The 26880-nt window shown below is 60.4% G+C and carries 25 protein-coding genes; 9 read left to right on the top strand and 16 right to left on the bottom strand.

All coding sequences use genetic code 11. The features are described 5' to 3' along the window. Positions 1 to 11 precede the first annotated feature (11 nt). Both IPK79_10530 and IPK79_10525 read left to right on the top strand, forming a co-directional pair. The gene (locus IPK79_10530; protein ID MBK8190872.1) at positions 12 to 1496 is read left to right on the top strand and encodes a hypothetical protein; all 1485 of its coding nucleotides are present in this window, start codon (positions 12 to 14) and stop codon (positions 1494 to 1496) included. Beyond that, the gene (locus IPK79_10525) at positions 1496 to 3169 is read left to right on the top strand and encodes a hypothetical protein (protein ID MBK8190871.1); all 1674 of its coding nucleotides are present in this window, start codon (positions 1496 to 1498) and stop codon (positions 3167 to 3169) included. The genes IPK79_10530 and IPK79_10525 overlap by 1 nt, the downstream gene beginning before the upstream one ends. On the opposite strand, the gene IPK79_10520 is transcribed toward IPK79_10525, so the two are convergent. From IPK79_10520 to IPK79_10505, 4 genes are read right to left on the bottom strand one after another with little or no spacing between them, the layout of a single operon-like run. Then, a complete protein-coding gene (locus tag IPK79_10520; protein MBK8190870.1) occupies positions 3146 to 4804 on the bottom strand; it encodes a hypothetical protein in 1659 nt (552 codons plus the stop codon). The two genes, IPK79_10525 and IPK79_10520, sit on opposite strands and share 24 nt — an antisense overlap. A 50-nt stretch (positions 4805 to 4854) precedes the next feature. Then, the gene (locus IPK79_10515) at positions 4855 to 5637 is read right to left on the bottom strand and encodes a succinate dehydrogenase/fumarate reductase iron-sulfur subunit (protein MBK8190869.1); all 783 of its coding nucleotides are present in this window, start codon (positions 5635 to 5637) and stop codon (positions 4855 to 4857) included. 5 nt (positions 5638 to 5642) lie between these two features. Continuing rightward, complete coding sequence (locus IPK79_10510) at positions 5643 to 7376, bottom strand: FAD-binding protein (protein MBK8190868.1); 1734 nt, start codon at positions 7374 to 7376, stop codon at positions 5643 to 5645. A 46-nt stretch (positions 7377 to 7422) separates the two neighbouring features. Further along, a complete protein-coding gene (locus tag IPK79_10505; protein ID MBK8190867.1) occupies positions 7423 to 8286 on the bottom strand; it encodes a succinate dehydrogenase in 864 nt (287 codons plus the stop codon). A 250-nt stretch (positions 8287 to 8536) separates the two neighbouring features. On the opposite strand from IPK79_10505, the gene IPK79_10500 reads away from it, so the two are divergent. After that, positions 8537 to 9052 (top strand): hypothetical protein, encoded by a 516-nt coding sequence (locus IPK79_10500; protein ID MBK8190866.1) that lies wholly within the window; start codon positions 8537 to 8539, stop codon positions 9050 to 9052. A 27-nt stretch (positions 9053 to 9079) separates the two neighbouring features. Here IPK79_10500 and IPK79_10495 read toward each other — a convergent pair whose 3' ends face one another. The 6 genes from IPK79_10495 to IPK79_10470 form a co-directional block, all read right to left on the bottom strand. Continuing rightward, positions 9080 to 9550, bottom strand: a complete 471-nt coding sequence (locus IPK79_10495) for a hypothetical protein (GenBank protein MBK8190865.1) — start codon at positions 9548 to 9550, stop codon at positions 9080 to 9082. Positions 9551 to 9633: 83 nt separating this feature from the next. Then, positions 9634 to 10920 (bottom strand): class I SAM-dependent methyltransferase, encoded by a 1287-nt coding sequence (locus IPK79_10490; GenBank protein MBK8190864.1) that lies wholly within the window; start codon positions 10918 to 10920, stop codon positions 9634 to 9636. Between the two features lie 74 nt (positions 10921 to 10994). Then, the gene (folP, locus tag IPK79_10485) at positions 10995 to 11849 is read right to left on the bottom strand and encodes a dihydropteroate synthase (GenBank protein MBK8190863.1); all 855 of its coding nucleotides are present in this window, start codon (positions 11847 to 11849) and stop codon (positions 10995 to 10997) included. Positions 11850 to 11860: 11 nt separating this feature from the next. Further along, on the bottom strand, positions 11861 to 12178 hold the full coding sequence (locus IPK79_10480; protein ID MBK8190862.1) for a hypothetical protein: 318 nt from the start codon (positions 12176 to 12178) through the stop codon (positions 11861 to 11863). 13 nt (positions 12179 to 12191) lie between these two features. Then, complete coding sequence (locus IPK79_10475; GenBank protein MBK8190861.1) at positions 12192 to 12371, bottom strand: hypothetical protein; 180 nt, start codon at positions 12369 to 12371, stop codon at positions 12192 to 12194. A gap of 230 nt (positions 12372 to 12601) precedes the next feature. Next, entirely contained in the window at positions 12602 to 13330 is a 729-nt protein-coding gene (locus IPK79_10470; GenBank protein MBK8190860.1) for a hypothetical protein, read from the bottom strand. A gap of 190 nt (positions 13331 to 13520) precedes the next feature. Here IPK79_10470 and IPK79_10465 point away from each other — a divergent pair, with 190 nt between their 5' ends. After that, the gene (locus tag IPK79_10465; GenBank protein ID MBK8190859.1) at positions 13521 to 14060 is read left to right on the top strand and encodes a hypothetical protein; all 540 of its coding nucleotides are present in this window, start codon (positions 13521 to 13523) and stop codon (positions 14058 to 14060) included. A gap of 6 nt (positions 14061 to 14066) precedes the next feature. Here IPK79_10465 and IPK79_10460 read toward each other — a convergent pair whose 3' ends face one another. Beyond that, entirely contained in the window at positions 14067 to 16190 is a 2124-nt protein-coding gene (locus IPK79_10460) for a ComEC/Rec2 family competence protein (GenBank protein ID MBK8190858.1), read from the bottom strand. A gap of 256 nt (positions 16191 to 16446) precedes the next feature. On the opposite strand from IPK79_10460, the gene IPK79_10455 reads away from it, so the two are divergent. From IPK79_10455 to IPK79_10440, 4 genes are all read left to right on the top strand, one after another. Next, positions 16447 to 16836: a prepilin-type N-terminal cleavage/methylation domain-containing protein gene (locus IPK79_10455; GenBank protein ID MBK8190857.1), complete on the top strand. Its 390-nt coding sequence runs from the start codon at positions 16447 to 16449 to the stop codon at positions 16834 to 16836. A gap of 119 nt (positions 16837 to 16955) precedes the next feature. Continuing rightward, entirely contained in the window at positions 16956 to 18089 is a 1134-nt protein-coding gene (locus tag IPK79_10450; protein MBK8190856.1) for a hypothetical protein, read from the top strand. Further along, the gene (locus IPK79_10445; GenBank protein MBK8190855.1) at positions 18064 to 18714 is read left to right on the top strand and encodes a response regulator transcription factor; all 651 of its coding nucleotides are present in this window, start codon (positions 18064 to 18066) and stop codon (positions 18712 to 18714) included. The genes IPK79_10450 and IPK79_10445 overlap by 26 nt, the downstream gene beginning before the upstream one ends. Positions 18715 to 18781: 67 nt before the next feature. Then, positions 18782 to 19510 (top strand): hypothetical protein, encoded by a 729-nt coding sequence (locus tag IPK79_10440; GenBank protein MBK8190854.1) that lies wholly within the window; start codon positions 18782 to 18784, stop codon positions 19508 to 19510. A 10-nt stretch (positions 19511 to 19520) separates the two neighbouring features. Here IPK79_10440 and mnmG read toward each other — a convergent pair whose 3' ends face one another. After that, positions 19521 to 21443, bottom strand: a complete 1923-nt coding sequence (mnmG, locus tag IPK79_10435) for a tRNA uridine-5-carboxymethylaminomethyl(34) synthesis enzyme MnmG (GenBank protein MBK8190853.1) — start codon at positions 21441 to 21443, stop codon at positions 19521 to 19523. A 278-nt stretch (positions 21444 to 21721) separates the two neighbouring features. Continuing rightward, on the bottom strand, positions 21722 to 21916 hold the full coding sequence (locus tag IPK79_10430; protein ID MBK8190852.1) for a hypothetical protein: 195 nt from the start codon (positions 21914 to 21916) through the stop codon (positions 21722 to 21724). A 199-nt stretch (positions 21917 to 22115) separates the two neighbouring features. Here IPK79_10430 and IPK79_10425 point away from each other — a divergent pair, with 199 nt between their 5' ends. Next, positions 22116 to 24146, top strand: a complete 2031-nt coding sequence (locus IPK79_10425) for a cation:proton antiporter (protein ID MBK8190851.1) — start codon at positions 22116 to 22118, stop codon at positions 24144 to 24146. Positions 24147 to 24148: 2 nt separating this feature from the next. Here the strand turns inward: IPK79_10425 and IPK79_10420 are convergent, their stop codons facing one another. From IPK79_10420 to trpS, 3 genes are all read right to left on the bottom strand, one after another. Further along, positions 24149 to 24877 (bottom strand): hypothetical protein, encoded by a 729-nt coding sequence (locus tag IPK79_10420; protein ID MBK8190850.1) that lies wholly within the window; start codon positions 24875 to 24877, stop codon positions 24149 to 24151. Between the two features lie 141 nt (positions 24878 to 25018). Next, a complete protein-coding gene (locus IPK79_10415) occupies positions 25019 to 25444 on the bottom strand; it encodes a universal stress protein (GenBank protein MBK8190849.1) in 426 nt (141 codons plus the stop codon). Positions 25445 to 25604: 160 nt separating this feature from the next. Further along, positions 25605 to 26624 carry a tryptophan--tRNA ligase gene (gene trpS, locus IPK79_10410; protein ID MBK8190848.1) on the bottom strand — a complete coding sequence of 340 codons (1020 nt, stop codon included), beginning with the start codon at positions 26622 to 26624 and terminating at the stop codon, positions 25605 to 25607. Positions 26625 to 26880 lie beyond the last annotated feature (256 nt).

The raw sequence follows: 26880 nt of genomic DNA, 5'->3' as shown, positions 1-26880 counted from the left end.
AGAACCCGCCCATGAGCGAGAACGTCATTCCTCGCCGCTTTGACGCGCCCACCTATGCCGCGAGCAGTCTGGCCCCGCCGCAGACTTTTGTCGAGCGCTTCTCAACGCCTGTCCGTACGGCGTCTGCGGTTATCGGCGGGCTACATCACAAGAACGCCTCCAGCAGCGCGCTCAGTCCGCTCCAGCAATCCATCGCGATGGGGGGCGGTCTGGTTCTGGCGACCTTCGCCACGCTCACCGACCCGCGTAAATCTCTGGGGATGGGCCATGCATTGGCGGTCGGCAGTTGGGTAGCCGCCCTGTACGGCGGTAAGTGGGTCCATAACGCGCTTGCCAATCTCAAAACCGGTCTTAATCTGAATCAGGGCTATTTCGACAGTTCCGGCCAGCGGCGACAGCTCTTTGAAAACCCGCAGGCCATTCCTTTTCAGCTTATCCCGGAAGAGCGCTTCAACTGGACGGGCGATCGCCTTGGAATCCCCTACACCCAGCAGCGCCGCCGCCTCATTGAGGAGAAAATTCAGCAAACCACGGTGCAGAATCAAACCTGGTGGTTGCTCAGCGCCGGGCTCGGTCTGCCTGTTTTCACCATGGGCCTGCGCGATTTGCTGCAGAACGCCGCGCAAGGGCTCGCGGGCAAAGTGATTTCGAGCTATCACCTGACGCGGGCTCGTCAATTCCGCGAAGCCCCTGTGCTGGCTGAGCGCAGCCTTGACGCCTATCTCGACCAGCAGTTGGGCGCGCATAAGTTCTCGTGGTTGTCGCGCTGGCGCAAGCGCTTTGAGGAGACGCTGGTCAAGCGGCTAGAACTGCCCCGGCATATCGGGCTGAAAAATGCCCTGCGCCTCGACGACAAGGCCCTGTCTCAGGCCATTCGCTCACGTCTGGAGAGCTTTCTGACCCAACCCGATCAACGCCTGTCGCTCATGGCGATGAAGAGCTTCCTTAAAGAAGAGACTGAGCGCCTTGATGCGATGAATCACAACGTTGTCAACCTCAAGGCCCTTCGCGCGCTGCCCCCCGAGCTGTATCACAAGGCAGAAGCGCGCTTGCTGCATGAATATCACCAGGCGCATAGCCACGTCAGCCGCTATGCCACGCTGTTTGAGAAACTGTTGGAAGGCGATATGACGCCGCAGGCCCTGAATCGCCAGCTAAACGTGATTGGTTCGACGCGCTGGCTCAAAACCGTCGCCGCCGGTCGTCTGGATTTAGCCGCCTCGGGCGATCTGATGCCCGACGCCTTTACCAAGGCGCTGACGCGACTCCAGGCGACGCAAGGCGTGGGGCTCGACAAGATGATTTGCGAGTTGTCCGACCAGGCCGGGCCTGTGATTCGGGATCATTTGCTGACGATCACGCGCAACGGTTTCGACAAATTCCTTTGGAACCGCCGCGTTTTCGGGCTGATGGCCGGGGCGCTGACAGCGGCGACCGCTCTCTATTACGCGCTAGTGGTCGGTGAAACGCAGCCTCGAAGCGGAGGACGCCCCTAGTGGGGGCTGTCTCTGCCGGCTCTCCTGGATTTCCGGGGGCGGGATGGGCGTCGCCCTATGCGGGCGTTGCGCCTTATCGCCCGGATTTGCTGGCTGGCTCAGCGCCCCCGGCTCAGATAACGCCTCCGTCGCCAAGGTTTCCTGCGCAGGCTTCTCCGGGTATGGCCGCGAATGGCTTTAGCAATCCATGGGCCATGAACGCATGGCGTTATCGCCCGCTCACGCAGGCAGCGCCGGTTTCAACGACGACGACACACAGTCTGCCGTGGGAAAATCGCCTTAAGCAGATGTTCATGCGCAACGAGGCCGTGGTCTACGCGCTGCTAATCCGCACGTTTGCCGCCAGTGACGCCAATCATGATGGCGTCATTCAGCCCTCGGAGTCTGGCACGTTTCGCAAAGCCATCGAACGGCTGGACGAATTCAAAGCGTTGGGCGTCAATACCCTCCATGTGATGCCGATTCAGCCGGCCAGTCGCGAACGGCGCATGGGAGAAGCGGGAAATCCCTATGCGCCCAGCGATTTACTGGCCATCAACCCGGAATACCTCGATCCAAACAGCCCGCTTACGCCCGCGCAGCAGGCGCGCCAGTTCGTGGATGCAGCCCATCAGCGCGGTCTGCACGTGATTCTGGATGTGCCTATGTTTGCATCCTACGATTTGGCGCGAAAACATCCCGAACTGATTGCGCGGAACTCTCGGAATGAGCCGATTCAGCCCAGCCAGTGGCGCGATATGCTGCTGTTTGAGAACAACAAGGCCCTGGTCGATTACTACGACCGCTTTTTCGAGACGACCTCCCGCGATTTGAACGTCGATGGCTATCGTCTGGACGTCGCGCGATCGCGTCCGCCTTGGTTCTGGGAGTTTTTCACCCGCAAGTATCCTGAGAAGCTCTGGCTTGCTGAGAGCTACGGCATTCAGGACGCCTCCCCGCTTAAGAATATTGCGCCGGACGACCCCGAGCTGCTCCTGAAAGCGGGTTTTGACGCCACATACGGGGAATTCCATCAATTTCCCGAGATGCGCGACGCCAATATCTTCATGGACTATCTCACCAGTCGCCATGGGATGATCCGCCGTACCGGCGCCGGGAAGTCCTTTCTGGGCTCGTATTACACCCCTTACGATTTCAGTTTGATGACGCGCGGCGGCGTACCCATGGCGCTGCTCAGCGTGGGGCTGATGGCGCTTCAGCCATGGACCAACCCCTACTTCGTCGATGGCTTGATGACTGGCTTTGAGCGACCCTTCGATCTCTTCAACTACCGCCCGCGCCCTCAGGGCTCTCACCCCGAGATTGGCCGCTACGCGCGTCAGATGCTGGATCTGCGGCGGCGCTACCTGCCCCTTATCAGCGAGGGGCTGTTCATTCCGCTGGATGTTAACCGGGCGGATGCGCCGCAAATCATCTCGTTTGCCCGGCATCATCAGGGTAAAACCTTGCTGATCGTGGCGAATCGCGACGTCAACGCGCGCCACTCGGCGGTGATCAGCGCTCCGGGGCTGCGCGCAAATCAGCAACTTGCGGATCTCGCGCCGTCTTACGGGCAAAGCAGCAAGTTCATCGTCGATACCAATAACCTGAGCGTGGATCTGGCTCCGGGGCGCTTCCATGTCTTTGAAATCGACGCGCCAGCCATCGCGCTACACGCGCGGTCTTACCGGTAAGGCGTTTTGAGCGGAATTGGCATCGGATAGCCACTCCCAGAGACGATCTCCCGAGGCAAACGCGTGCCGTAATTGCAGACGATGGCCATAAGAACGCCTTAAGGGCCCAACGCTTTTTGCCGTCTCGCCGAAGGCGGCGTCTTCCAGCAAATAAACCGCTGAGAAGGCGGGTTTCGACCGGGCGGCGAGGTCGTCGAGGTAGCGGGCAAAACGCTCAGGGCGGGCTGTAAACGGGAATGCTGTGGAATGACGGCCGCTATAATAATACGTTACCGGGGGTTTTCGGCTGACAATCAGCGTTTGGGGCGACGTATTGGCGGCAATCCAGCGTAAAGCCTCGTAATAGGCCCTATTTTCGGTCCGGACAGAAGGCCCGGCGTGGGCGGCGTTGATCTTCATGCCCGCGCGCACCCAGCGGATGGTTTGCGGCAGATGCCCGCCAAAGAGCGTTAGCGCCAATAGACACGCCAAAGCGATCCGTTGAAAGCGCCACTGGCCGTCATCTGGTTTGGAAAAGCGACTCCGCAGCAGCTCAAGCCCGTCTGAAATCGCGCTATAGGCCAGCGCTGGCAGAAATGGCGCCACAGGGAGCAGAAAACGCGGCGTCGTATAAGGATAAACCGTTAAAATCAGGCCGTAAATCGGGAGATAATAGGCCAAAACGCCTAGTTTACGGCGCGATCGCCAGTAGCCAATGGCGATGAGCAGCCAGATCAAGGGCCCTGCCCAAGCGTCCAGCGGCGGCGGGACGAACAGCCCGGCCATCCGCTGGCCATAGGCGTTCAGACGCGAGGCGGCGAGCGTGATATATTGCCCTGCATCTTGCGCAACGGCTGCCCGGTCTTGTGAAACAGGATTCTGAACGGCGAAATGCTTGATAAACTCAAGCTTGACCGGAGACTTCGCCAGCGTTTCGCGAACCCCTGCCTGATTCAGGGTCGATTCGGCAAGGGGGTACGCTTGTCGATACAGATGTTCTATCGCAGGCCACAGCGCACAAGCCGCGCCCAGCGTCAGCATCGCGACGATCAACGCCCGCCAGCGCCGCTGCGCCGACAGAGACAGCCAAATCGCCGCCGCCAGCGCCACCCCGATTTGTCGCGTCCACACGCCACAGGCGGCCATCAGCAAGCTTGCCGCAAACCAACGGCGCTTGCCGCAAGCCTGCCAGCGATCCATTGCGGCGACAGAAGCCATGGACAGGGCCCAATACGGAACATCTGACAGAATATCCGCGCCGCCGTAGCGATACATCAGCGGATTCAGCGCAAGCAGCGTTGTGAAGGCGACTGCGGGCCAAAAGTTGAAGCGTTGCCGCGCCCAGCCATAAAACAGGGGAATCGAGGCGTAAAATAGCAGGTGAATCCAGTTCTTTACCGCGACTTGCAGCGCTTCGGGGCTATCAAGCCCCATCCACGCCAGAATTTTGGCGATTAGCGCGATTTGCAGCGGCAGCAGCGGCGGAAACGTAAAATAGGGCTGCGGCGCGGGCTCAGAGAGCAGCACATAGCCCTTGCCGCCTGCCAGCGCCTGCCCCAGAAGCGTGAAAATCGCGCTATCCAGATTGACGACGGTCACCCAAGGCGTTCGCGCAAGCGTCGTCAGCGTCGCAGCGACAAAAACAAGGGAAAGCATTACCCAGAAATGTTTTCCGGGCTTTAAAAGGCTCAAGGAATTGCCCAGGCTCACGCCTTGCCGCGAAGCTTTCTTAAGAACCAGAGCACCGGGTCGTAATAGCGATCCACGACCCGCTCTTTCAGCGGAATAATCGCGTTATCGGTGATATGGATATGCTCCGGGCACACTTCCGTGCAGCATTTGGTGATGTTGCACAAGCCAGAACCCGCTTCCTCCTTGATAAAAGGAATGCGATCGGCGGCGTCCATCGGGTGCATCTCAAGCGAGGCAAGGCGAACGAGGAAGCGCGGGCCCACAAAGGCGTCCTTCTGGTCATGATCGCGCACGACGTGGCAGACATCCTGACACAGGAAGCATTCGATACAGCGCCGAAACTCCTGAACCCGGTCAACGTCCTCCTGTCGGACATTCCAGGCGTCCGTATTCTCGTCCTTGGGGGTAAAAGGGGTGATGCGCTTGTTCTGCTCGTAATTCCACGACACGTCGGTGACGAGATCGCGCGTCAGAGGAAAGGCTTTTAACGGCGAAACGCGCACGGGCTCATCCAGCGGCAGCGCATCCATACGGGTTTTGCACATCAGAGAAGGCTTCCCGTTTACTTCGGCGCTACAAGAGCCACACTTGGCGGCTTTACAGTTCCAGCGAACGGCTAAATCAGGCGCAAAATGCTGTTGGATGTAATGCACGGCGTCCAGTACGACCATGCCTTCTTCTACAGGAACCTTGAACTCCTGAAAGCCCTGAGGCTCTTCCGCAGAACCGCGAAAGACCAGAAACGTCGCAATGGGCTGGGTTGATTCGGATGTGGTCAGTTCAGACTCAGGTGTCATCAGGATTACACAGCCTCCTCAAACAATTTGGCCAATTCTTCCGGCATTTGCGGCAGTTCGCTGACGCCAATACGCATGTCGCCGTTCTCTTGTCGGACCGTCGAGTTATGGCGCGCCCAATAGTCGTTGTAGCCTTCATGATCCAGTCGCGTGTGGCCGCCACGGCTTTCTTGACGCTGTAACGCGCAATGAGCCACAGCCTGAGAAGCGAGAATCATACTGCCAAGGTCGATCGCCAGGTGCCACGCGGTGTTAAACTGACGCGATCCCTGCACCGACACGCGCCGCGCGCGCTCAGCCAGGCCCTGCAAGTCGGTGAGCGCCGATTGCAAGTCCGCTTCCTGACGCACGATGCCGACTTTGGCCTGCATCATGGTCTGTAACTCGCGGTGCAGCTCGTAGGGGTTCTCGCCGTTTTCCTGTTCAAAGGGCGTAATCAACTCGCGAGCCGCTGCGTCCACGTCTTCGTCACGAATGACGGGCACGCCGGGGTTCTGGCGAATGTAGTCCGCCGCGCCGATGCCCGCGCGCCGGCCAAACACGAGCAGGTCGGACAGGGAATTGCCGCCCAGGCGGTTGGCGCCGTGCATCCCGGCGGCGACTTCGCCACAGGCGAAGAGGCCGGGGACAGTCGTCTGAGCGGAATCCGCCTCTACGCGCAGGCCGCCCATCGTGTAATGGGTCGTCGGGCCCACTTCCATCGGGCCTTTCGTGATGTCGACATCGGCGAATTCCAGCAACTGGCGGTACATGCCTGGCAGTTTCTTTTTGATGAACTCAGCGCCGCGATGCGAAATATCGAGGAACACGCCGCCATGCGGGGATCCGCGTCCCTCTTTTACCTCTCGGTAGATAGCTTTCGCCACGATGTCGCGCGTGGAAAGCTCCATGCGCTTAGGATCTACGTTTTTCATGAAGCGCTCACCTTCGCTATTGGTGAGCTGGCCGCCTTCGCCCCGCACCGCTTCGGTGATGAGCAGGCCCTTAACGCCGTTGGGCCACACCATGCCCGTGGGGTGGAACTGGACGAATTCCATGTCAATGAGTTCGGCGCCGACGCGATAGGCCGCCGCATGGCCGTCTGCGGTGTATTCCCACGAATTAGAGGTGACAGAGTAGGCTTTTCCGATGCCGCCGGTGGCAAGAATCACGGTCTTGGCGCTGAACACGATGAAGCGTCCGCTCTCGCGCCAGTAGCCAAAGGCCCCGGCGATGCGGCCATTGTCCATCAGCAGGTGGGTGATGGTCGCTTCCATGTAAACGTCCATCCCGCTGTGGACGCCCTTGTCCTGCAGGGTGCGAATCAGCTCAAGGCCGGTGTGATCGCCAACATGACAGAGCCGACGATAGGTGTGGCCGCCAAAAGGCCGCTGCAAAATCTTACCGGATTCCGTCCGATCAAATACCGCGCCCCAGCGCTCCAGTTCGCGAATCCGGTCGGGGGACTCCTGCGCATGGATTTGAGCCATCCGCCAGTTGTTGAGGAATTTACCGCCGTGCATGGTGTCTTTAAAGTGCGTCTGCCAACCGTCTTCGCCATCGACATTGGCCATCGCCGCCGCGACGCCGCCTTCAGCCATCACGGTGTGGGCCTTGCCCAGCAGGGATTTACAGACCAGTCCCACCGACAGGCCTTGCGCAGAAGCCTCGATGGCGGCGCGAAGGCCCGCCCCACCAGCGCCGACGACTAATACGTCGTGATGGTGGCACTCATACCGGGTTTCGTAGTTCTGAACCATCGTTGCAAACGCCTTTTCTGTCTATCGTTGGAAACCACACGCCAGGTTAGAAGAGAACGATATCGCGCCACACGCCCATCGCGCACAGGCGGATATACAGGTCGGTAAAGGCGACCCAGAACAGGCTAATCCACGCCAGCAGCATGTGATGGTCGTTCAGCGAGGATTGCTTGCGCCATGCGTCATAGCGGGTTTTGGTCCAGCCGCTGCACGAGAAGCAATCCAGCTTGCCCGCGAGCAAGTGCCGCCATGAGTGACACGAAAACGTGTACAGGCCAAGCAAAACGGCGTTAATAATCATCACCAGCGAGCCCACGCCGACGTGGAACGCGCCGGGACGTGACGATCCAGATGCTTGCCAGCCGATCAGCGACCAGACGGCGTCAATCGACAGAATCAACACGAACAGCGCAGCAATGTAGAACGTGAAGCGGTGCAGATTCTGCATGACCAGTGGAAAAACCGACTCGCCCTTATAGCCGCCCGCGCCCTTGCCGCGTCCCAGCAGGCCCGCCAGCGGGCTGGGCTGGGCCTTGACGGCGCAAGCCGCCGGCGAGGTGAAGAACGAGCGGTAGTAAGCTTTTCGGTAGTAATAGCACGTCGCGCGAAAAATCGCCGGAAACGGCATGATCAGGATCGCGGGCGACCAGCGAAACCAGCCCATCGCCTGCGGGAATAACGCGGGCAGGTCAGGCGAATAGAAGGGCGAGAGATAGGGCCGGACGCCGTCTGCGCCGAAGCGCGCCAGATCATGAAGCTGGTAGAAGTCCGCCTGAAGGGCCGCCCACGTCGCATAGACGCCAAACGCGGTGAAGCCCAGAAAAATCAGCAGGGGCTCTATCCACCAGACATCGTTCCGTTCGGTCTGATCCGCCGTATCTACGGGAATCAGCGCACATGCCTCGCTCACCAGCGCTCCTCCATTCTCTTGCCAGAATCTGTGAATCCGATCATCGGCAGGCGCCTTGTCCCCGCGCGATAAGCGTTCGCTATCATAGGCCAGTCCCTGCGTAATAACATTGAGGAATCTCATAGAGGCTTTCCCGTTTGCGAGAAGGTGAGGGCCGCACAAAATTTCGAAACATTGTTTTTAACCTCTTGTAATCTATTGATAGTGGGCAGGTTGGGTTTACTTGCATTGGGTTGAAACAGGAGGATTTATGCCGGCTAGCGCGAGCAGAGAATTTAACGCCCACCGGAGTCCGGTTGCGGAGACGTGGTATTTGTACGGAGAAACGAATCGGGTCACGATTGCCGCCTCTGAAAAAGACATTCCAGTGGTGATAAATCTTGAAAGTCAGACCGGCGGTCAGGAGACGTTTCCGGTTTATCAGGAAACAGGGTTGAGATTTATTAAACCGGACAGTTCCAATCCGCACGAGAGTCTACTGGCTCTGGAAGCAACGGGCGTTCCGGAGAATCACCTGACCGTGACGGCCCCGCGAGGCGCTAATAACCTGGCGTGCATTGAAACAGACGGAATCATTGTACCCGTCAACAAACCCGTATTAGGCTCCCCGATGTTAGGAGCGCTCGTAAATAAAGTCGCCAGAACGTCCGAGTATCTGACTCCCGGTGGAAAGGTGACGTTGGAAGGATTCTCAAAAGATCAAATCAAGTTTAACTGTTTTCAGCCAGAGAAGCCGGAATCGTCCTCGGGGAAGCTTTGGTTCTAGAGAACCTGCGCGCAGAGCACGCAGCGCTTAGCCGCGCGTGCGGCGCTGGATTTCTTCCGGGGTGGCGGGCGGATCCGCGCCGCGACGGATGGGCAGCGCCAGCACCGGGATGCGCGTGTTCTCAGGCAAGGGAAAATGCTTGCTCATAACCGACGCGCGGCATAACGGATCGCGAGAATTGGTGTCGAGGCGGCCCGATCGGTAGAAATGGATCGTACTGCCCAGCGGGCACTGGAATCCGCCGGTTTGCAGCAGATAGTCGCGGCAGGATAAATACCAGCCGTACCAGTCCACCGCGTCGCGTTCCTGGACCATCGCCTGATCGAGCGTACGGACCCCGCCCTTGAGAACAATGGGCGCGGCGGGTTTCGCCACGGGCGGCGGATTCAGCGGCGCCAGCGACGGGTCGACCTGGAGTTCCTGCGCATGCAGGCTGACGCCCGCCGCGCTGAGCGCCACGAGCGTTGCAGTGAGAATCGTCGCCAAGCGACGTGACATGCGCCGCACCCCCTGTGTTGGGCTTGTCTAAGCTGGCATAAACTAGATATATGGACGACGCGTTTTAGCGTTTGTTCCCGCCGTCAGGCTTCTTGCGGATAGAGGAACATGGCATAGCCCAGACGCCACAGGCTGCGGAAGAAGTTGCGGGCGAAGGCCGTGAGATCTTCCGGCGAGCCGGTCAAGCCCGCTTCTTCAAGGCACTGGCGGACGTTCTTCTTGCCGTCGATGCGGCTGTAAACGGCCAGTTGCGCAGGCGTCAGAGGCACCGGACGATAGGGAATCCGCTCGATCATGGCCGGGCGACCCTGCTCCTGATCGGGCTGGTGATAGCGGTTGATGCGCGCTATGGGGACGTAATCCATAAAGGCGTCGCCGTCGAAGTCCAGCTTGTAGCCTTTGGCGTCGCGATCCTTGCGGCACATATAGAAGGTATGATTGCGCAGAACGCCGTTAAACAGCTCCATCACCTTCCACATATCGTCTTCCGGCAGTTTGCCGATGCGCTCATACAGCGGATGATTCGAGGGGACCTGCCCTTCGGGATAGTAGGGGAAGTTGTCGAGCCAGCCCATGAACGACAGGCCGCTGTTACGGGCGAACTGCAAGCAGCCCTCTACCGTGAAATTCCGGCCTGCAGAGCGCAGGAAGCAATCCACTACGCCGGAGTCGAGTTGCAGATCGGCGATATTACGGTTAAACGCCTGAACCGGATGATCCGCATCGAGGATCGCCAGCGTTTGACGGACAATGTTGACGTCTTCGTTGCTGAAGCCCATATCCAGACGGTGAAACATCTTTTGCAGCATGCCCACGCCCAGACGGCCATAGACGCCAAAGAGCATCACCGCGATGACGCCATCGGGATTGAGGCGCGTCTTGAGGGCCTCCATACCGGCCAGCGGGTTTTCGAGATGATTCATGACGCCGACGGCTTCGATGAAGTCGAAGGTTTCATCGAGCGTGCGCGCGTCTTCAACCGGCATCTGGTACAGGCTGAGGTTTTCCAGATTATGCTTGTGCTTGAGGCTTTCTTCGTGGGCCAGGCACGAGGCGCTGACGTCAATGCCAACGACCCTGGCTTGCGGATGCTCAAAGGCGTAGCGCGCGGCGGCGTTGGCCCCGCAACCCGCAACCAGAATGGAAATCTGTTCGCCGCCTTCGCGCTGGTAGCGGCCATCGGGCCAATACAGCGCATGGGCCATTTGAGGGGCGGCGGCGTCAATACGACCGGAGTCGTGGTACGCCTGTAAATCGTACAGGGGGGCAGGATAGACCCATTGCTCGTAAACGCCGGCAATTTCTTCGGGTTTGCGTTTGATATCCGCCGACGGGGTTAAATCCTTGTCTGCCTGAGACGCTTTGGCCATGACGCTTGCTCGCTCCCTTTTCAGCTGGTCCTGATCGAAGCGCGTTCGGACCTGAGCCCGGACGCTTCCCAGTATTATGCCAGTAGCGCGCCCATCCAGTGAACCACCGGATGATGGAGTTTGACGTTATGAAGGCGAATCATCCGCGCGCCGGCGTGTAAGGCCAATGCCGCCGCCGCCGCCGAGAGCGCGTCGCGTTCGCCCGGCGCCAGCGCCGCCCGGCCCTGATCGTCCAGCGGCGAGAGGAACGTCTTGCGCGACAGGCCCGCCAGCACCGGAAAGCCCAACGCGACAATATCGCTCAGATGCCGCAACAACGCCAGATTATGGGCGCGGGTTTTCCCGAAGCCAAAGCCGGGATCCAGCCAGATGCGCTCGCGCGCGACGCCTGCCGCTATCGCCGCGTCGGCCTGCGCAGCCAGAAACGCCCCAACTTCCGCCACGACGTCGCCATACTGCGGATTCTGCTGCATGGTCGCGGGCTCGCCCTGACTGTGCATCAGGATCAGGGTCGCGCCCGATGTCGCCGCCGTGCGCGCCATGAGCGGATCAAACTGGAGCCCCGAGACATCGTTAATAACCGACGCGCCTGCCTTTACGGCTTCTGCGGCGACCTGAGCCTTGCGCGTGTCGACGCTGAGCGGCGTTTGTGGGAAGGCCGCATGCAGCGCAGCAATGGCGGGGAGAATCCGCTCGCATTCTGCTTCAGGCGAAATCGTGGCGGCGCCCGGCCGCGTGGATTCCCCGCCGATATCGAGCGCATCGGCCCCCTCTGTCAGCAATTGCCCCGCCGCATCGACGATCTGCGAGACCGGCGCGCCTGTCCAGCGTCCGCCATCGGAGAACGAGTCCGGCGTGAGGTTCAGCACCGCCAGAATTCGTGCGACGCCGCCTTGATCGGAGGCGAATGGCTGGCCGGTCAGGCTCATGCGACGTCTCGCTATTCTTTCAGAAGGCTGTCGATGACATTTTCAGGATCCACGGCGCGATAATGCTTTTCTAAAGCACTATGCCTAATTGCGTACACAAAAGGCTTCGAGAAAACTTGTAGCATATCAAGTTGCCTCTCGTCTAATCTACCTATAGAGGCTCGAAGTTCAGCGGCGGCGGTTTGGTATTCTAAAGTGTTGCGTTGGCCTTTAAAGGCCAGAGGTATCATTTTGCAAATAAGCTTTGGCGCATCGTCCTCCTGACCAAAACGCGGAGATGCCGGCTTTTCAGGGCGGGTGAAAGCGGGGGAAAATCCAACGGAATGCATGGTGAATAGGCTCCTATTGCTTGTGAGGGGGGATTAATCCGGGTAGAAGGGCGTTTAAATCAAACGGCCGTTGCTGATGCCAACGCGCCAGCGCCTGAAGCTGCGAATCGAGGAGAAGTAACTCCTGCGGCGCCGCCGCTGCGAGCGCATCCTGAAAGGTTTTGAAGTGATCTCTGAATTGCGTTGAATGCATATCGCCAGATTTCATATATCGATAAACCTCAAGCGCCAGTGAGAATAAACTGGGCGGCGACGATGGGCATTTAGCCTCCCTTAAACAAAGCTTTGGGGTCACGGATGTCATCAGACGGATTCCACATGAATATTCCGGGGGGTATGAGGCTTTAAACGCCGGGGGCATGGATTTGTTGCGCGCAAAGGCGGGCGATCGTGGCGCGATCCCCCGCTTCGGGCGTCAGACTTTCAGAACGGCGCAGGCGGGCCGCGTTCAGCGGCAGGCAAACCGGCTATCGCGGCCTGATGCGACTCAAAACGCAGGCACAATGGGGTCGGATCGCCGAACCATTCATCGGCAAGGGCCTGAGCCCAGAGAAAAAGATACTCCGCTTCCAGTTGGGCGGCGTCTGGACGCGCGCTCGTCAGCGCAATAACAGCCGGAGGACGCTCGGGCGGGGATTGCCCTGCGAGCGAATCGAACGCCTCGTCGCCTGCCGCTCCAGGGGCAAGCGGGGGGTTGAGAACGGCAGATTCGCAGGGCGCAACAGACGCAGCCACGACGGGCGCGCTGAGCCCGGCCAGCTTTTGCGCCAGATAACGCCGTAAAAACCGTTGGGGAAAAACAGGATAGCGCGCATGCCCAGACCCGGCAGGCGGCGGCGTGTCCTGCGCCTGCGGCGCGCGAATCGAGCGGGCGAACTGCGGCGGTTGGGGCTGATGCACGTCGAGAATGCCCAGTAATTCGCTCAACGTCTGCGCATCAGCTTCGGGAGCCGCAGCAGCCTGCGAGGCCTGCGCCTGAAACAGCGTCGCCACGCGATTCAGGCGCGAGACGCAGAAGCGTCCGGCCCACGTCCGCACGCTTTTCAGCGGGGCTTCGAATAAGGCGCGCATCACGTCGTCGAACAACGTCGCGTTTTTCATCAGCGTGAGGAAAAACGTCGTCGGTCGCGAAAATGGAAGCACGCCAGACACGTCAGGTTTCCTTCGTAGCGTTTACTTATATCTAAAATATATCACACTATCGGCCCCTCGTCAAGGGGTTTTTCCCATTTTGCCGGGGAAAATTCAACTCCCAGCGTACGCCTTATTGCAAGGATTGAAGATTTTGCCGGTTTTGCCGATGCTGGGCATAGCGATGAAAGATTCTGAGGAGCGTCCCGTCATGAAACCGACTCGCGTCGCCGCCCGCGTCGTTTGCGTTGTCACTGGCCTTGCCCTGCTGCTGACAGTGGGCGTCTGGCCAGCGGACGCCAAAAAGAAGAAGGGCGGAGGCGATCCCGCCGCCGAAGCCAAACTCAAGGAAACCGTCGACGGGCTCGGACCGACGCTCTCCAAACTGCTGAGCAAGATTCAATCGCGCTATCTGTTTTCGCCCGAGGATTCCGGGCAATTGGCCGACGCGCGCTTCAAGCTGATGGACCTGATGCAGCAGTTCCCCAAAAATCCGCTGCTGATTCAACCCGTGTATCAGGCGGCGGTGGTCTCCAAGAAGCGCGAAGACTACGACGAAGCCTTTGAGATGTTCTCATTCCTGTCGGCGAATTTCCCGGATAATCAGTACGGCTTGCGCGCCCAGGGCGAGATTCAGTCGATGCGGCGTCTGTTGGGCGAGAATTATTTCCCCAAAACCTCTATTTTTGAGGCGCCGGGCGCCGCTTCTGCCACGCCGCCCGGCAAAACCCCGCCGCCGAAAAAGAAATAACGCGCCTTAATAAATCAACGCCTGTCGACCGGAAATTTCCAGACGATGCCAGCGGCCCGGCGTCAAGGCTTTGCGCTCGGCAGCCAGCCAGAGATGAGGCGAGCTCCCGGGCGTGACGCGCGCGCCCGCCGGGCATTCAAGCGAGGCTTCAGCGGCAATTTCAAAGCATCCGGCGCCGATTTGAAGACGCCAGCCGTGGGACGTGGCGCGCAACCCGAACGGCGCATCCCGCAGGGTTAAGAGCGGCTTAGGGGTGGCATGAAGGGCCTGGGTCAGAACGCCATCGACGCGGCGCTTGCCCAGCGCGGCCTTGAGACCCGCAACGCCGATAGCGCCTTCAGGCGGGGGCGTCACCACGGCAGCCAGCCGCCAGACGCCTTGCTTTTGCAGGTAATCGGCCAGCGTACGGCCTTCGCGCGCGCGCAAGGGCTGCGGCAGAATCAGCCAGGGAGGCGCCGCGCCGGGCGGAAACGCCAGCAGGGCCGCCGATGTCTCAGAGAGCGGAATCCAGTCGAGTCGCGACGTGTCGCGAGACTGCCAGCGCGCCAGCGCAAACGGCGTCAGCAGGAGAATCGCAACGCCTGTCGAAACGAGGGCGACGCGCGTCGAACGCAGCCGCACGCCAAACGCCAGCGCCACCGCCAGCCCGGTAAGCGCGGCATAAAGGGCAATCAGCAGCCACAGCGGCGGGGAAGCGGGCGTCAGCAGGGCCCACGGGTTAAATTGATTGCCGAATGCGACAATCCACAGCAAGGCGTGAATCAGCGGCGCGCTGGCCCAGGCGATAACCTGCCCCAGCGGCGGCCAGATCAGCGCGCCCAGCGCCGCGATAAAGCCCATCGCCGTCAGCGGGACCACGAGCGCCGCCGCCGCGATATTCAGCGCAATGGCGTGCAGGGGGGCCTGATTAAAATAGAAAATCGACACCGGAGTTACCCACGCTTGCGCAATCACCGGCGCGAGCAGGGCGACGACCATCCAGCGCGGGGCGTAACGCGACAGGCGCGCTTGCAGCGGCGGGGTCATGGTAATCAGCCCGAGCGTGCTGAGGACCGACAACTGAAAGCCGATATTCTCTGTAATAAGAGGATTCCAGAGCGTCATCGCGGCCACGGCCAGCGCCAGCAGCATCAGCGCGGACAGCGTGCGGTCGGCGAGCTTCAGACCCAGAGCCATCAGGAGCATCACGCCTGCGCGAACCACAGAGGCGGCCATGCCGGCAAGCGCCATATAGAGCGCCACGCCCAGCATTGCCAGCGGCAGGCTGACGCGCGCGGGCCAACGCAGCCAGCGCGCCAGTCCCAGAAGGCAGGCGGCGATGACGCCAACATTCATTCCCGACGCCGCCAGCAGATGAATCAGCCCGGTATTGACGAATTCTTGCCGCGTCTGCGCGTCGATGCCGCTGGCGTGACTCCCCAGAACGATTCCGCCCAGCGTTTCAGCCTCGCGTTGGGGCAACGCGCGATGAAAAGTCTGGAGAATTTGATCCCGTACGGCTTCCAGCCAGCGCAGGGCCGCATCGGCGCGCGTCAGCGGCTGGCGACGCATGACGCGCAGCTCGTCGACGCGAATCATGACGGCGCTGACATTGCTTTGCAGGAGCTGGCGACGCTGGTCATACCCGCCGGGAAACCAGGCCGACCACGGACGGACGACGTCCCCATGCGCCAGAACAACGCTCCCGTAAGGCGGAAAAGTTTCCCGCGAGGTTTTGACCTGAACGCGGCCTTGCGCATGCAGACCGTTAACGGTCAGGACGCGCAGCGTCGCGCGGGCGCGCGCCGGTTCGCGGTTTTCAACCACGCCTTGAATCCAGGCGCGAGGAGCCGGGGCAAAGCGGCTGACGTCGTACGGGGCCTCGATTGCCAGTCGCGCGTAGGCATACGCGCCGCCCAGCGTCAGCGCGAGAATCCAGAGTGCGCCGCGCGTAGTCCACGGACCGCCGCGCAGGGCGATGACGCCCAGCCATATCAGCAGCGCAATCGCAACCGCCGCCGGATGAAACACCGCGCCGCCAGGATAGGCGTTGGCAATCAGAGCGCCCAGCGCAAAGGCGAACAATGCCGGAATCAGCGCGTGGCTGTATTGGCTCAGCGCGCAATTTCGAACAGCCGCCCATAAGGCCATACAGGGACGATCTCCGAGGCTCTCTCTAACGCGATGACGCCATTATAGGCAAAACGCGCCTGAGAGGAGAACGCCGGCGATCGCAAACTTCAGTAATTCTACCGACTCAGGTTTGACGCGCGCGAAACGATACCTCCACCAGATTCCCGATGCGGACGTCTCTACGGATTGTTTTTACTGGAAACGATCTCAAGGCCCCTCTAAAACGGGTTTTGCGTTTATAATTTTTGTTAAGTGTTTGAAGGAGGACTCCTGAATGAAAGCATCAAAAGGTTTTACTCTGGTTGAATTGGCGGTCGTTATTGCGATCGTCGCCATTCTGGCCGCTGTCGCGGTACCCCGTCTGGTCGATTCGACGGATTCGGCGGAAGAAGCGGTTGCCAAAGACTTCGTGTCGCAACTGAACAGTGCGGCCGCGATGTATACGGCCAAGCAAATGACCTCGCCGATCGGCTTCACCAACTTTGTGAAAGCCGCCGCTCTCGCCACCGGCGATGCGCAAACCATCAGCACGGCGACTCTGGGCAAAGGCGGATGTACGGTTGCTGCGGCGACCATCACCTGCGCCAAAGGCACCACGTTCAGCAAAACCAACGCGGTGTACACGTGGGACAACGGCGCCATTACGGCCGCTGTCACCCACTAACCCCAGATTATTCAATTTACGTCCGGCCAGTGGATTCGTCTGCTGGCCGGATGTTTTTAGGGGGGCGGAAGGCTATGCTCGTAAGACAGTCCCGTTAACACGAGAGACTCTCGCCTTTGATGAATCGCCTGAACGCGCGCACGATCCTCGCTCCCCTGCTGGTGATGCTGATGCTCACCGTGGTGGTCGGGTATTCGGCGTATGAAATGACCCAGCGCTGGGGGGCGGCGATTCAGGGGACGACGCTGGGACTGGCGCGCGCGCAAGCCCTGAATAACATCCAGTGGCAATTGCGTCAGGCGCAGGCGGCGATTAACAGTCATCGCGACGACGAAGCGCGCGCCTACTGGGCCGAAACCCAGAAACAGGTCGCCAGTATGAGCGGGACCCTGACACTGCCCAAGGCGCTCACGCTGTTCATGAACGACCCTGAGAACATGGGGCGCATTAACGCCATGTTGCAGGCGGACTTCTTCCAGTTTAATCCGGAGCGTACGCAGCAGACGTTGGTGGATGTTCAGCGGACCTCGGGCAGCGTGACGCTGATGATTACCATCAGCATGGCTGTGCTGGGCCTGCTGTTGATGGGGGTGACGGCGGTCGATCTCACGCGTCTGTTTAAACAGCTGGCGCGCTCGCGCGACCTGGCCATTACGATTCAGGAAGAAGAACGTCGGCGCATCTCGCATGAGCTGCACGATGAGATTATTCAGGGGTTGATTGAACTGAGGCGATCGTTTGAGCCGCATAAGGCCGACGCGCTGATTGACAGCGTACGCCGCATCTGCCAGAACCTGAAGCCGCAGGCGCTGGAAGATCTGGGACTGGCCGACGCGCTGGCGCAACTGGCCGAACCCTTGCGTCAGGAAGGCGTGACCGTCACGCTCAATCTGGATCCGGCGGAAGCGGCGGCGATTCCGCACGGCTACGACCTGCTCGCGTTTCGCATTGCGCAAGAACTCTTCCAGAATATTCGCCGTCACGCCCAAGCCACGCAAGCATCGCTCACGCTGATTTACGACCCGAAAGAAAGCCCCTTGCTGCGCCTGTATATTCACGACAATGGGGTGGGCTTTGACCCGCAACGCAGCGGCGGCGGCGGCCTCGGGCTGCCCGGCGTCCATGATCGCGTGTTGCAGGCGGGCGGACGCCTGGTTATTCGCTCGGCGCCAACGCTGGGATCGACGTTCCAGGTGCTGATCCCCGTCTATATAAGGCGAAAAGGCGATGTCCCAGCCCCCTCCCGCGTCTAGGGCGCGGGTGATGATTGTCGACGACCACGCGGTGGTGCGCCAAGGCACGCGCAATATGCTGGCCGCGCATCCCGGCATTGAAGTCGTCGGCGAAACGGCTTCCGGCGAGAATCTCGAAGGTATGATTCGTCTGAAACGGCCGGACGTGCTGCTATTGGATATTCATTTGCCCGGCGAAAACGGGCTGGATATTCTCCAGCGCATGCGCCGCGACTTCCCGACGCTGAAAATCCTGTTGTTTTCGGCGCATGTGGATCCGCAGTATATTCGCCGGGGGCTGGCCCTTCAGGCCCATGGGTTTCTGTCCAAGACGATTACAGAACAGGCCTTGCAGACGGCCGTCCTGTCGTTGATGGGCGACGCCGCCGATGTCCCGCTGTTGTGCGAGGAAACCGCGCAGAAGCTCGCCGCCGTTCAGGGCGAGGCCAAAAGCGCCGGTTTGAGCGCGCGCGAGCATGAGATTCTGATTCTGGTAGCTCAGGGGCTCACGAATCGCGCCATCGCAGAAGCGCTGGTCCTGTCTGTGAAAACCGTTGACAGCCATGTCGCCAATCTCATTCGCAAGCTCAATGCGCACAACCGGGCGCAATTGACGGCCTACGCGTATGAACAGGGCCTGCTCTAGGCGCGCGACGCAACGCGACGGGTCTGGTACAATCGATGTGGCAAGACGAGAGGACCATTCAGACGCGGTGGGCGGATTTCTGAAATTTCTGACGCCAATGCGCGAGCGCTTTTTCACAGGACGCGACCCCGCCGGAACCGTGGCGGAATTGCAGCCCTTCTTAAGCGATCGCCGCCTCCAGCCCGAAGAACAGCGGGCGCTGACCGATCTGGCGACTCTCGCGCTGCGCGAGCAAAGCCGCTATGACGACGCCATGCGCCTGTATACGGGCGTCAACGACTGGTTTCAGGCAGGTTATTGCGAGATGCTCAAGGGGAATCTCGCTGGAGCGCGCCATTACTGGATGAAACTGGAGGCCCTTCGTCAGAACCATTGGGCAGTGACGCTGTTTGGACTTGTAACGCGGCAGTTGGCCTCGTGTCCGACGCCGTTTCAGATACGCAATCATCTGGAATGCGACGTCACGAACCTGATTCAGGCGGGCCAGTTTGAGTTTCTGGAGAATCTGCTTTCCCATGCGGATTTTCTGGTTCAGGTCAACCCGGAAACTTACAAGTTTCTGGGGCGTTCGTTGATGCATATGGGCTGGGGCGACCGGGCCGAGGCGTTTTTATTCGAGGGGCAGCGCATGCTGCCTAACGACCCTGAAATTTATTATCATCTGGGACAATATTGCTTTCAGCGAAAGCGTTACGACGATTGCCGCGTGGTTCTAAGCCAATGTCTACTGATCAGCGCCGCTTATAATCCGGCGCGTGAATTGCTGGAGAAGATTCCCGCTTCAGGCAGCGTCTAAAGCCTGCCCTTCAGGGCTTGGCCGCCAATAGCTGCGCGCGCTTGGCCAGAATAATCTGTAATACGGAAATATCGGCGGGCGTCACGCCCGTAATGCGGGCCGCCTGGGCCAGATCGACCGGGCGCAGGCGGCCCAGCTTGTCGCGCGCCTCATTGGAGAGCTGGGCAATTGTCGCGTAATCAAGATCATCAGGAATCGCCACGCGCCCGGCGTTTTCCAGACGTCGGATTTCCACTTGCTGGCGCTCAATATAGCCGCTGTAACGAATTTCTGTCTCGAGGGTCTCCGCCACGTCGGGATATTCGTCGCAGAGGGCGGCGCAACCGGCATCCAGCGCCGCCAGATGAGCCAGCGTCACGGCAGGGCGCTTGAGAAGCTGCGCGAGCGTGGTTTTTTCGGAGAAGCGTTCGCCGCAGGCTTCGGCCAGGCGATCGCTTGCGCGTTGATGGTCATCCGGGGCCAGCAGCGTCGTTTCAAGGCGGCGACGTTCGGCTTCAAGACGCTCGCGGCGAGCGGTAAAGACCTCCCAGCGCAGCGACGACGCCAGGCCAATATCGCGCGACAGGGGCGTGAGCCGCAGGTCGGCGTTGTCCTGGCGCAGGAGCAGGCGATATTCACTACGGGAGGTGAGCATGCGGTAGGGTTCGAGAATCTCGCGGGTGACGAGATCGTCAATCAACGAGCCGATATAGGACGAGCCCCGCGACAGGATCAGCGACTCCTGCCCGCCGGCGAAGCGCGCGGCGTTAATGCCCGCAAGCAGCCCCTGAGCCGCCGCCTCCTCGTAGCCGCTGGTCCCGTTGATTTGTCCGGCGAGAAACAGGCCGGGCGCGTCTTTTGCCATCAGCGCCGGGGTGAGCTGGCAGGCGGGAAAATAATCGTACTCCACGGCGGCAGCGGGACGCAGGATGTGGACGCGCGACAGGCCGGGCAGCGTGCGCGCCATCGCGACTTGAATTTCGTAGGGCAGGCAGGTCGAAAAGCCCTGTAAATACACCTCATAGGTGTCGCGGCCTTCGGGCTCGATAAACAGGTGATGGCTATCCTTATCGGCAAAGCGTACGACCTTGTCTTCGATCGAGGGGCAATAGCGCGGCCCGCAACTGTCGATCAGGCCGGCGACCATCGGCGAGCGGTGCAGATTCTCGCGAATCAGGCGATGGGTGTCGGCGTTGGTGCGCGTGAGATGACAGGGCAGTTGCGCGCGATGCGGGCGATCCGGCAGAAAGGAGAAAAACCGCAGGGTTTCATCGCCCGGATGCACTTCCAGACCGGCGTAATCAATTGTACGACCATCGAGACGCGGCGGGGTTCCGGTTTTCAGGCGACCTGATCGTAGACCCAGCGCTGTCAGACAACCCGTCAGGCCCGTCGCGGCGGATTCACCCGGACGGCCGCCGCCGACGCAGGTTTCGCCCACCCAGAGCTTGCCGTTCAGGAATGTTCCGGCGGTAATGACCAGCGCAGGGGCGTGATAGGCGATTCCCAGCTGATCACGAACGCCCAGAATCGCCCGCGTGCGTGAGTCTTGCAGGATTTCCACCGCCATCGCCTGACGCAGGCGCAGGTTCGGTTCAGCCTCGACGACGCGTCGCGCGACGCGCCGATATTCCGCCTTGTCGGATTGGGCGCGCAAGGCCCAGACGGCAGGCCCCTTGCTGCGGTTCAGGGTTTTCATCTGTAAATAGGACGCGTCGGCGCATTCGCCCATGACGCCGCCCAAGGCATCGATTTCGCGGGTCAACTGGCTTTTGGCCGGGCCGCCGATGGCCGGGTTACAGCTCATCTGGCCGATGACGTCCAGATTCATCGTCATCAGCAGGGTATTGCAGCCCAGACGCGCCGCCGCCACCGCCGCTTCAATCCCGGCATGGCCGCCGCCAATAACGATGACGTCCGCATGGACGTCGCACCCAGTATCATGACTACGCATCAGCGATGATTGTAGTTAAACCCGGCCGCGCCCACAAGCCGCGCCCGCACGCCCATCTGATGACGATACTGCCGCGACGCCTCAAAACGTCCAGGCTATCGCCATACGGCGGCCCGCTGCTTCACGCTTTTCGCTCCTCCTGCGCCGATACGCGCCCGCACGGGACGCTACGCGCCTGAGGAGACGCACTCTCCACATATTAATGTCAATTTAGAAATGCCAACTCAGAAATGCCAACTCTCACGGCTATCATGCCCAGGGAGAGATAACGCGCGCTGTTATCCCAGAAGATCGAAGGGGTTTTTCACCGTAGGCGTGTCATACAGCGCGCCGAAGCCGCCGGGTTTCGCCAGGGCGTCCTTCTTCTGGAAGATGAGCGATGCGTCGCCAGTCGTCTGCCGGGCGGCAGGCGGCGGGCTGGCCTTTTGCGTCAGCGCCAGTTGAAATGGGTTGTTGCCGACGTTGATGCTCATTGGGGGCGTCCTTTTGGGTCTCTCATCTAAACCAATGTGAAAACAAGTAGCTTTTATCTATATAAATAAAAACAATATTAAAAGGGGAATTGCCATCGCAACGGATTTCGATCCCGAAATTTCTCTAAACGCCCTCGGGGCGTGACGCGGGGGAATTAACAATTGTATCGGGACCCGGCCTCCTGCTAGACTGAGGCCCATGGCGTCGCCCACAACCGAATTTGCGCTGATTGAAACGGTCGTGCCGCTCCTGCTGCTCGGGACGGCGCTGGCCTTTGCGTGTCATCGGCTCAAGCTGCCCAGCGTGCTGGGGTTCATTTTGACGGGATGCCTGGCGGGTCCGGGCGCGCTGGCCTGGGTGACCAGCGCGCGCGATATCGCGATGCTGTCGCATTTGGGCGTCATCTTTCTATTATTTGTCGTCGGGCTGGAGATGTCGCCGGACTTCCTGCGACAGATTCGGGCCCAGGCTTTATTGGCAGGCGTCTTACAGCTTGTCCTGACGACAATAGGTCTCAGCGCGCTGTTTTTTCTGGCGGGCGCGCCGTTGCAGCTGGCCTTCCTGCTGGGGGGCATCGCGTCGCTGAGCAGCACGGCGATTGTTCTCAAGACGCTCGAAGAGCTGAACGAGGGTGACACGCTCCACGGCCGCCTGATGCTGGGCATGCTGATTGTTCAGGATCTCTCGATCGTCCCGCTGATGGCCCTCCTGCCGACCCTGAGCCGCCCCCTCACGGGCAGCGCCGGGGATATTCTGGGCCTTATTGGCCTGGAGTGCCTGAAGGCAGTGATTGCGCTGGGGGTCGCCGTGTGGCTGAGCCTCAAGCTGGTTCCCTGGGCACTGGATCGCGTGGCAAGCGCCAATAATCGCGAGATTTTCACGCTGGCTGTGGTGGGTATCGGACTGGGCATTGCGCTGGCCACCGGCGGGATGGGCCTCTCATTTGAGGCGGGCGCCTTTATCGCCGGTCTCTCGCTGAGCGGCAGCCTGTTCAGCCGCCAGATCGTGGCCGACAGCCGACCGTTTCGCGACGTGCTGGTAACGGTATTTTTCGTCTCGATTGGCCTGATGCTGAATATTCCCTTTTTGTGGGCGCACTGGCCTGCTGTGCTGGGCGTCACCCTGGGCATTCTGATTCTGAAAACCGCGCTGGCGGGTCTGGCGGCGCGCTTATTGGGATTCTCAGTGCGGAAATCGCTGTGGTGCGGCTTGTCGTTGTTTCAGGTCGGCGAGCTGTCGTTCGTGTTGCTGCAACGCCTGCAACAGGGCGCCGCGACAGAATCGCCCTGGCAGGGCGCGATGGCGTGGTGGGGGCCGTTGCTGGTAAACGCCGTGGTGCTGTCGATGCTGCTCACGCCTCTGGTGATGCGCCGCTTGCCCGCGTGGCTGTCCCAGAAGCGCTTCCCTGTGCCGGACATTGACGCCGAGACCATTCAGAGACTCTCGAATCAGGGCGAGGGCGGCGTCAAACGCGCCATTATCGCCGGATACGGGCCCATCGGACGCAATTTATCGCGGATTCTGACGCAACAGGGCGTGGCCTGTACTGTTATCGAAATGAACGCGAAGACCGTCAAGCGCCTTGATGCCATCGGCATGCCCGCCGTCTTTGGCGACGCCTCACATGCAGACGTGCTGGAAGCTGCCGGCGTGCAGGAGGCGCAGTTGATCGCGCTGACGCATCCTGACGTGCGCAATGTCGAACTGGCGCTTCAGCAGGCGCGGCGTCTGAATCCCTCGATTTACGCGCTGGCGCGCAGCCGTTACGCCCCGCCGGTCCAGCGCCTTCGACAAGTCGGGGCCAGCGCCGTCATTTACGAGGAATTCGAGTCGAGCCTGAGCTTTGCGTTTCTTTCGCTGTCGGCGCTCGGTTTTCCGCGCGAGATTACGGCGTCGCTGATTGCGCAATTACGCCAGCGCAGCGACCCGCAGGCCGCCGATCCCTTTGCGGACGACGCTCCCAGCGCCGCCGGCCGCTTGAGCATCTTCGCCGACGCGCAGATTGAATGGCTGACGCTGGCCGACGGGAGTCCGCTGGCAGGTAAAACGCTGGCCGAATCGGCGATTCGCGGCGAAACCGGCGCGAATATTCTGGCGCATCTGGATGCGAGCGGGGCGTTTCAGCAGAGCCCCGATCCGCAAACCTGCCTGAAACCGGGCGATATTCTGGTTGCGATGGGCGCGCCCGAGCAGCTCAAGGCGCTGGAAAGCCTTATTGCGCCCGCCTGAGCTTACGCGCCCAGCGTGCCGTTGAGAATCCGCTGAGCCTGATTCGTCGGGCGAAATAACTCATCGGTCAGGTTTTTGAGGAATTGCAGCGCCTCAATCTCGCGATGAATCGCGCGTCGCAGTCCGGCCAGGCGGGCCGGGCTCATCTGCAGGACCTTCTCGTTGACCACGCCCTGATGCTCGCCCATAAACGCGCGGAATGTTTCCTGTTCCTGGGCGTCATAGCCGGGCAACCCTGCCAGAAACGACAGCCAGTGGTGCAACTGGTGCGCCATAAAGCCAACCGTGAAAAGGGCGTTTGGCAGCGCGAACGCCCCATGGGTAAAATCCACGCCCGGGCGGACGCCCAATAGAGAGGTTAAAACCCCGCACAGCGCCCGGTAGCGTTTGATGGTTTTGGCAGGCGGCGGCGTGTCGCCATCGCTGGCCGGGGGCGGAATAAAGCCGGCGTCGTAGCCCAGCGCGCGAATGGCAATCAGGACGATCAATCCGCGCAGGCCGCCGGGAAGCGTATAAACCGGCGTGCCGTGCGCCTCGATAAACGCAGCCAGCGCCTGCGGGTCGCGATAGCGAGAAGTAATGGCCTCGCGGGCGCGCGCAGCCACGCGGCGCACTTCCTGCTGGGTTTGCGCCACCAGCCGAAACGTATCCAGAATCGCCGTATCGAGCGCGACTGGCGCGTTAATTGGCGCGTTAAAAGCCCGAGCGCGCCTAGCCCGTTTCTCCGTCATGCGGTCGCTCCCATTACTCCCCGTATAACGGCATTAAAACGCGCGCGACGATTTTGATGACAGACGCGCGCGTGATTCCGTTGAATCGCAATAGAGCGCGCGGCTCAGGCGGGCGCTCTCATGAGGATGGGACTTCGGCTGTTATTTCGCCGAAGAGGCCGGTTTGACGTTCTTATAGATAAAGACCGGGCGACGGCAATGCTCCATGACGCCGCTGCTGACGCTGCCCAGCAGGATTCGGGCGAGACCTGAGCGACCATGTGAGCCCATCAGCACTTGATCGGCTTCGATGGCGTCAGCGTAATCGCAGATTTCCTGAACAGGGTCGCCTTCGGCGTACTCATGGCTTCCCACGTGACAGCCAGCGGCTTTCAGCGTCGCCTGAGCATGATGCAGCACCGTAATGGCGTCTTCCACCTGATACTCTTCGGTCACCAGTTCGGGAATGCCGCGCGGAATCACATAGAACAGATGAAGCTCGGCAGTGGCTTTGTCGAGCGTTTGAGCCGCCCATGCGAGCGTCGCGTTTGAACATTCCGAACCATCGACGGGGATCAGGACTTTCATGCGCACGATTCCTTCTGGTTTCAAAGAGAGACGGGTATCAGCATCTTGGGAAGCATCATGAAAAAGCGTTGTAGAAGCGTTGGGGCGCAGACGGGAGGCCCTCGCCGTTTTGAGTACCAGCATACGGGCTTTAAGGGCGGGCGTCAAACACGCGCGGCGCTTAAAACGTCGGTAGTTGAACCGCTTCGCGCACGCCTCGCAGGGTATCGCTTGCCACCGCGCGGGCTTTTTCGCCGCCTGCGCGTAACAGGCGATCCAGCTCGCCCGGATCGTCGGCCAGCGTACGACGTCGCTCGCGAATAGGGCGCAGCGTCTCGTTGAGATACTCTGCGAGCAGCTTCTTGCAGTCGACGCAGCCGCGCGCGGCGCTGCGACACTCGGCGGCCGTCTGTTCGACGGCATCGGGCGGCGCAAAGAGGGGATAGTATTTGAAGACGACCTGGCATTGCTCCGGGTCGCCCGGATCCTGACGGCGCTGACGGGCCGGATCCGTGATGGCCGTGCGGATTTTCCGGCAGGTCTCATCGGCGTCGTCGCTCAACAGGATGGCATTCCCGGCGGATTTCCCCATTTTGGCGCCGTCGAGGCCCATCATCAGCGGTTGTTGGGTCAGGAGCGGGCGCGGCTCGGGGAAGTAATCGCGCTGGTACACATGATTAAAGCGGCGGGCAATGTCGCGAGAAATTTCCAGATGTGCGAGCTGGTCTTTACCCACAGGCACCAGATCGCCGCGCATGGCCAGAATATCCGCCGTTTGCAGAACCGGATAGCCCAGAAGACCATAGTTCAGCTCTTCATGGAGCATTTTAACCATGTCTTTGAGCGTGGGATCGCCCTGCACCCAGGGCAACGGCGTCAACATGCCGAGTATCAGCGAGAGTTCAGCAATTTCCGGCACGGAAGACTGAACATAGACAGTAGCGCGCGCGGGATCGACGCCAGCGGCCAGCCAGTCGGCGAGCATATCGCGCGTGTGGGCGCGCAGGTCGGCGGTTTGATCGTAGCGCGTGGTGAGCGCATGCCAGTCGGCGACCATAAAGAAGCAATCGTACTGCGCCTGAAGGGATTCCCAGTTCTTGAGAACGCCCCAATAATGGCCTAAATGCAGCCGACCGGTGGGCCGCATGCCGGACATTACGCGTTTGGGGGCCGAAGCCTTGAGGTCAGAATCAAGCGTCATCCTGGAATTCTATCTCAAAGACAGGCGAATTTATTCAAGCTGAAAATGCGCTTGACGAGGGCATTTTCTCCTGTCCGGGCACAGATGGGAGGCGGGCTTTATGTGCGATTCGTTACAAAGCCGACGGGGAACCATTCAGTAAAGCAGGCGCTTGACGATACCATTTATGTGAGCAATAGCCCCAAGGGGTCTCGACATCAGGGTGGGAGTTACCCTGAAAAACAGACTGACCAGGCTTTTTAAGAGGGGCGTTTGA

The organism is Vampirovibrionales bacterium (assembly GCA_016712355.1).
In the GTDB taxonomy this organism is placed as follows: Bacteria; Cyanobacteriota; Vampirovibrionia; order Vampirovibrionales; family Vampirovibrionaceae; genus JADJRF01.
Note: the sequence above shows the minus strand (reverse complement) of the source record. Positions and strands in the feature narration are given on the sequence as shown.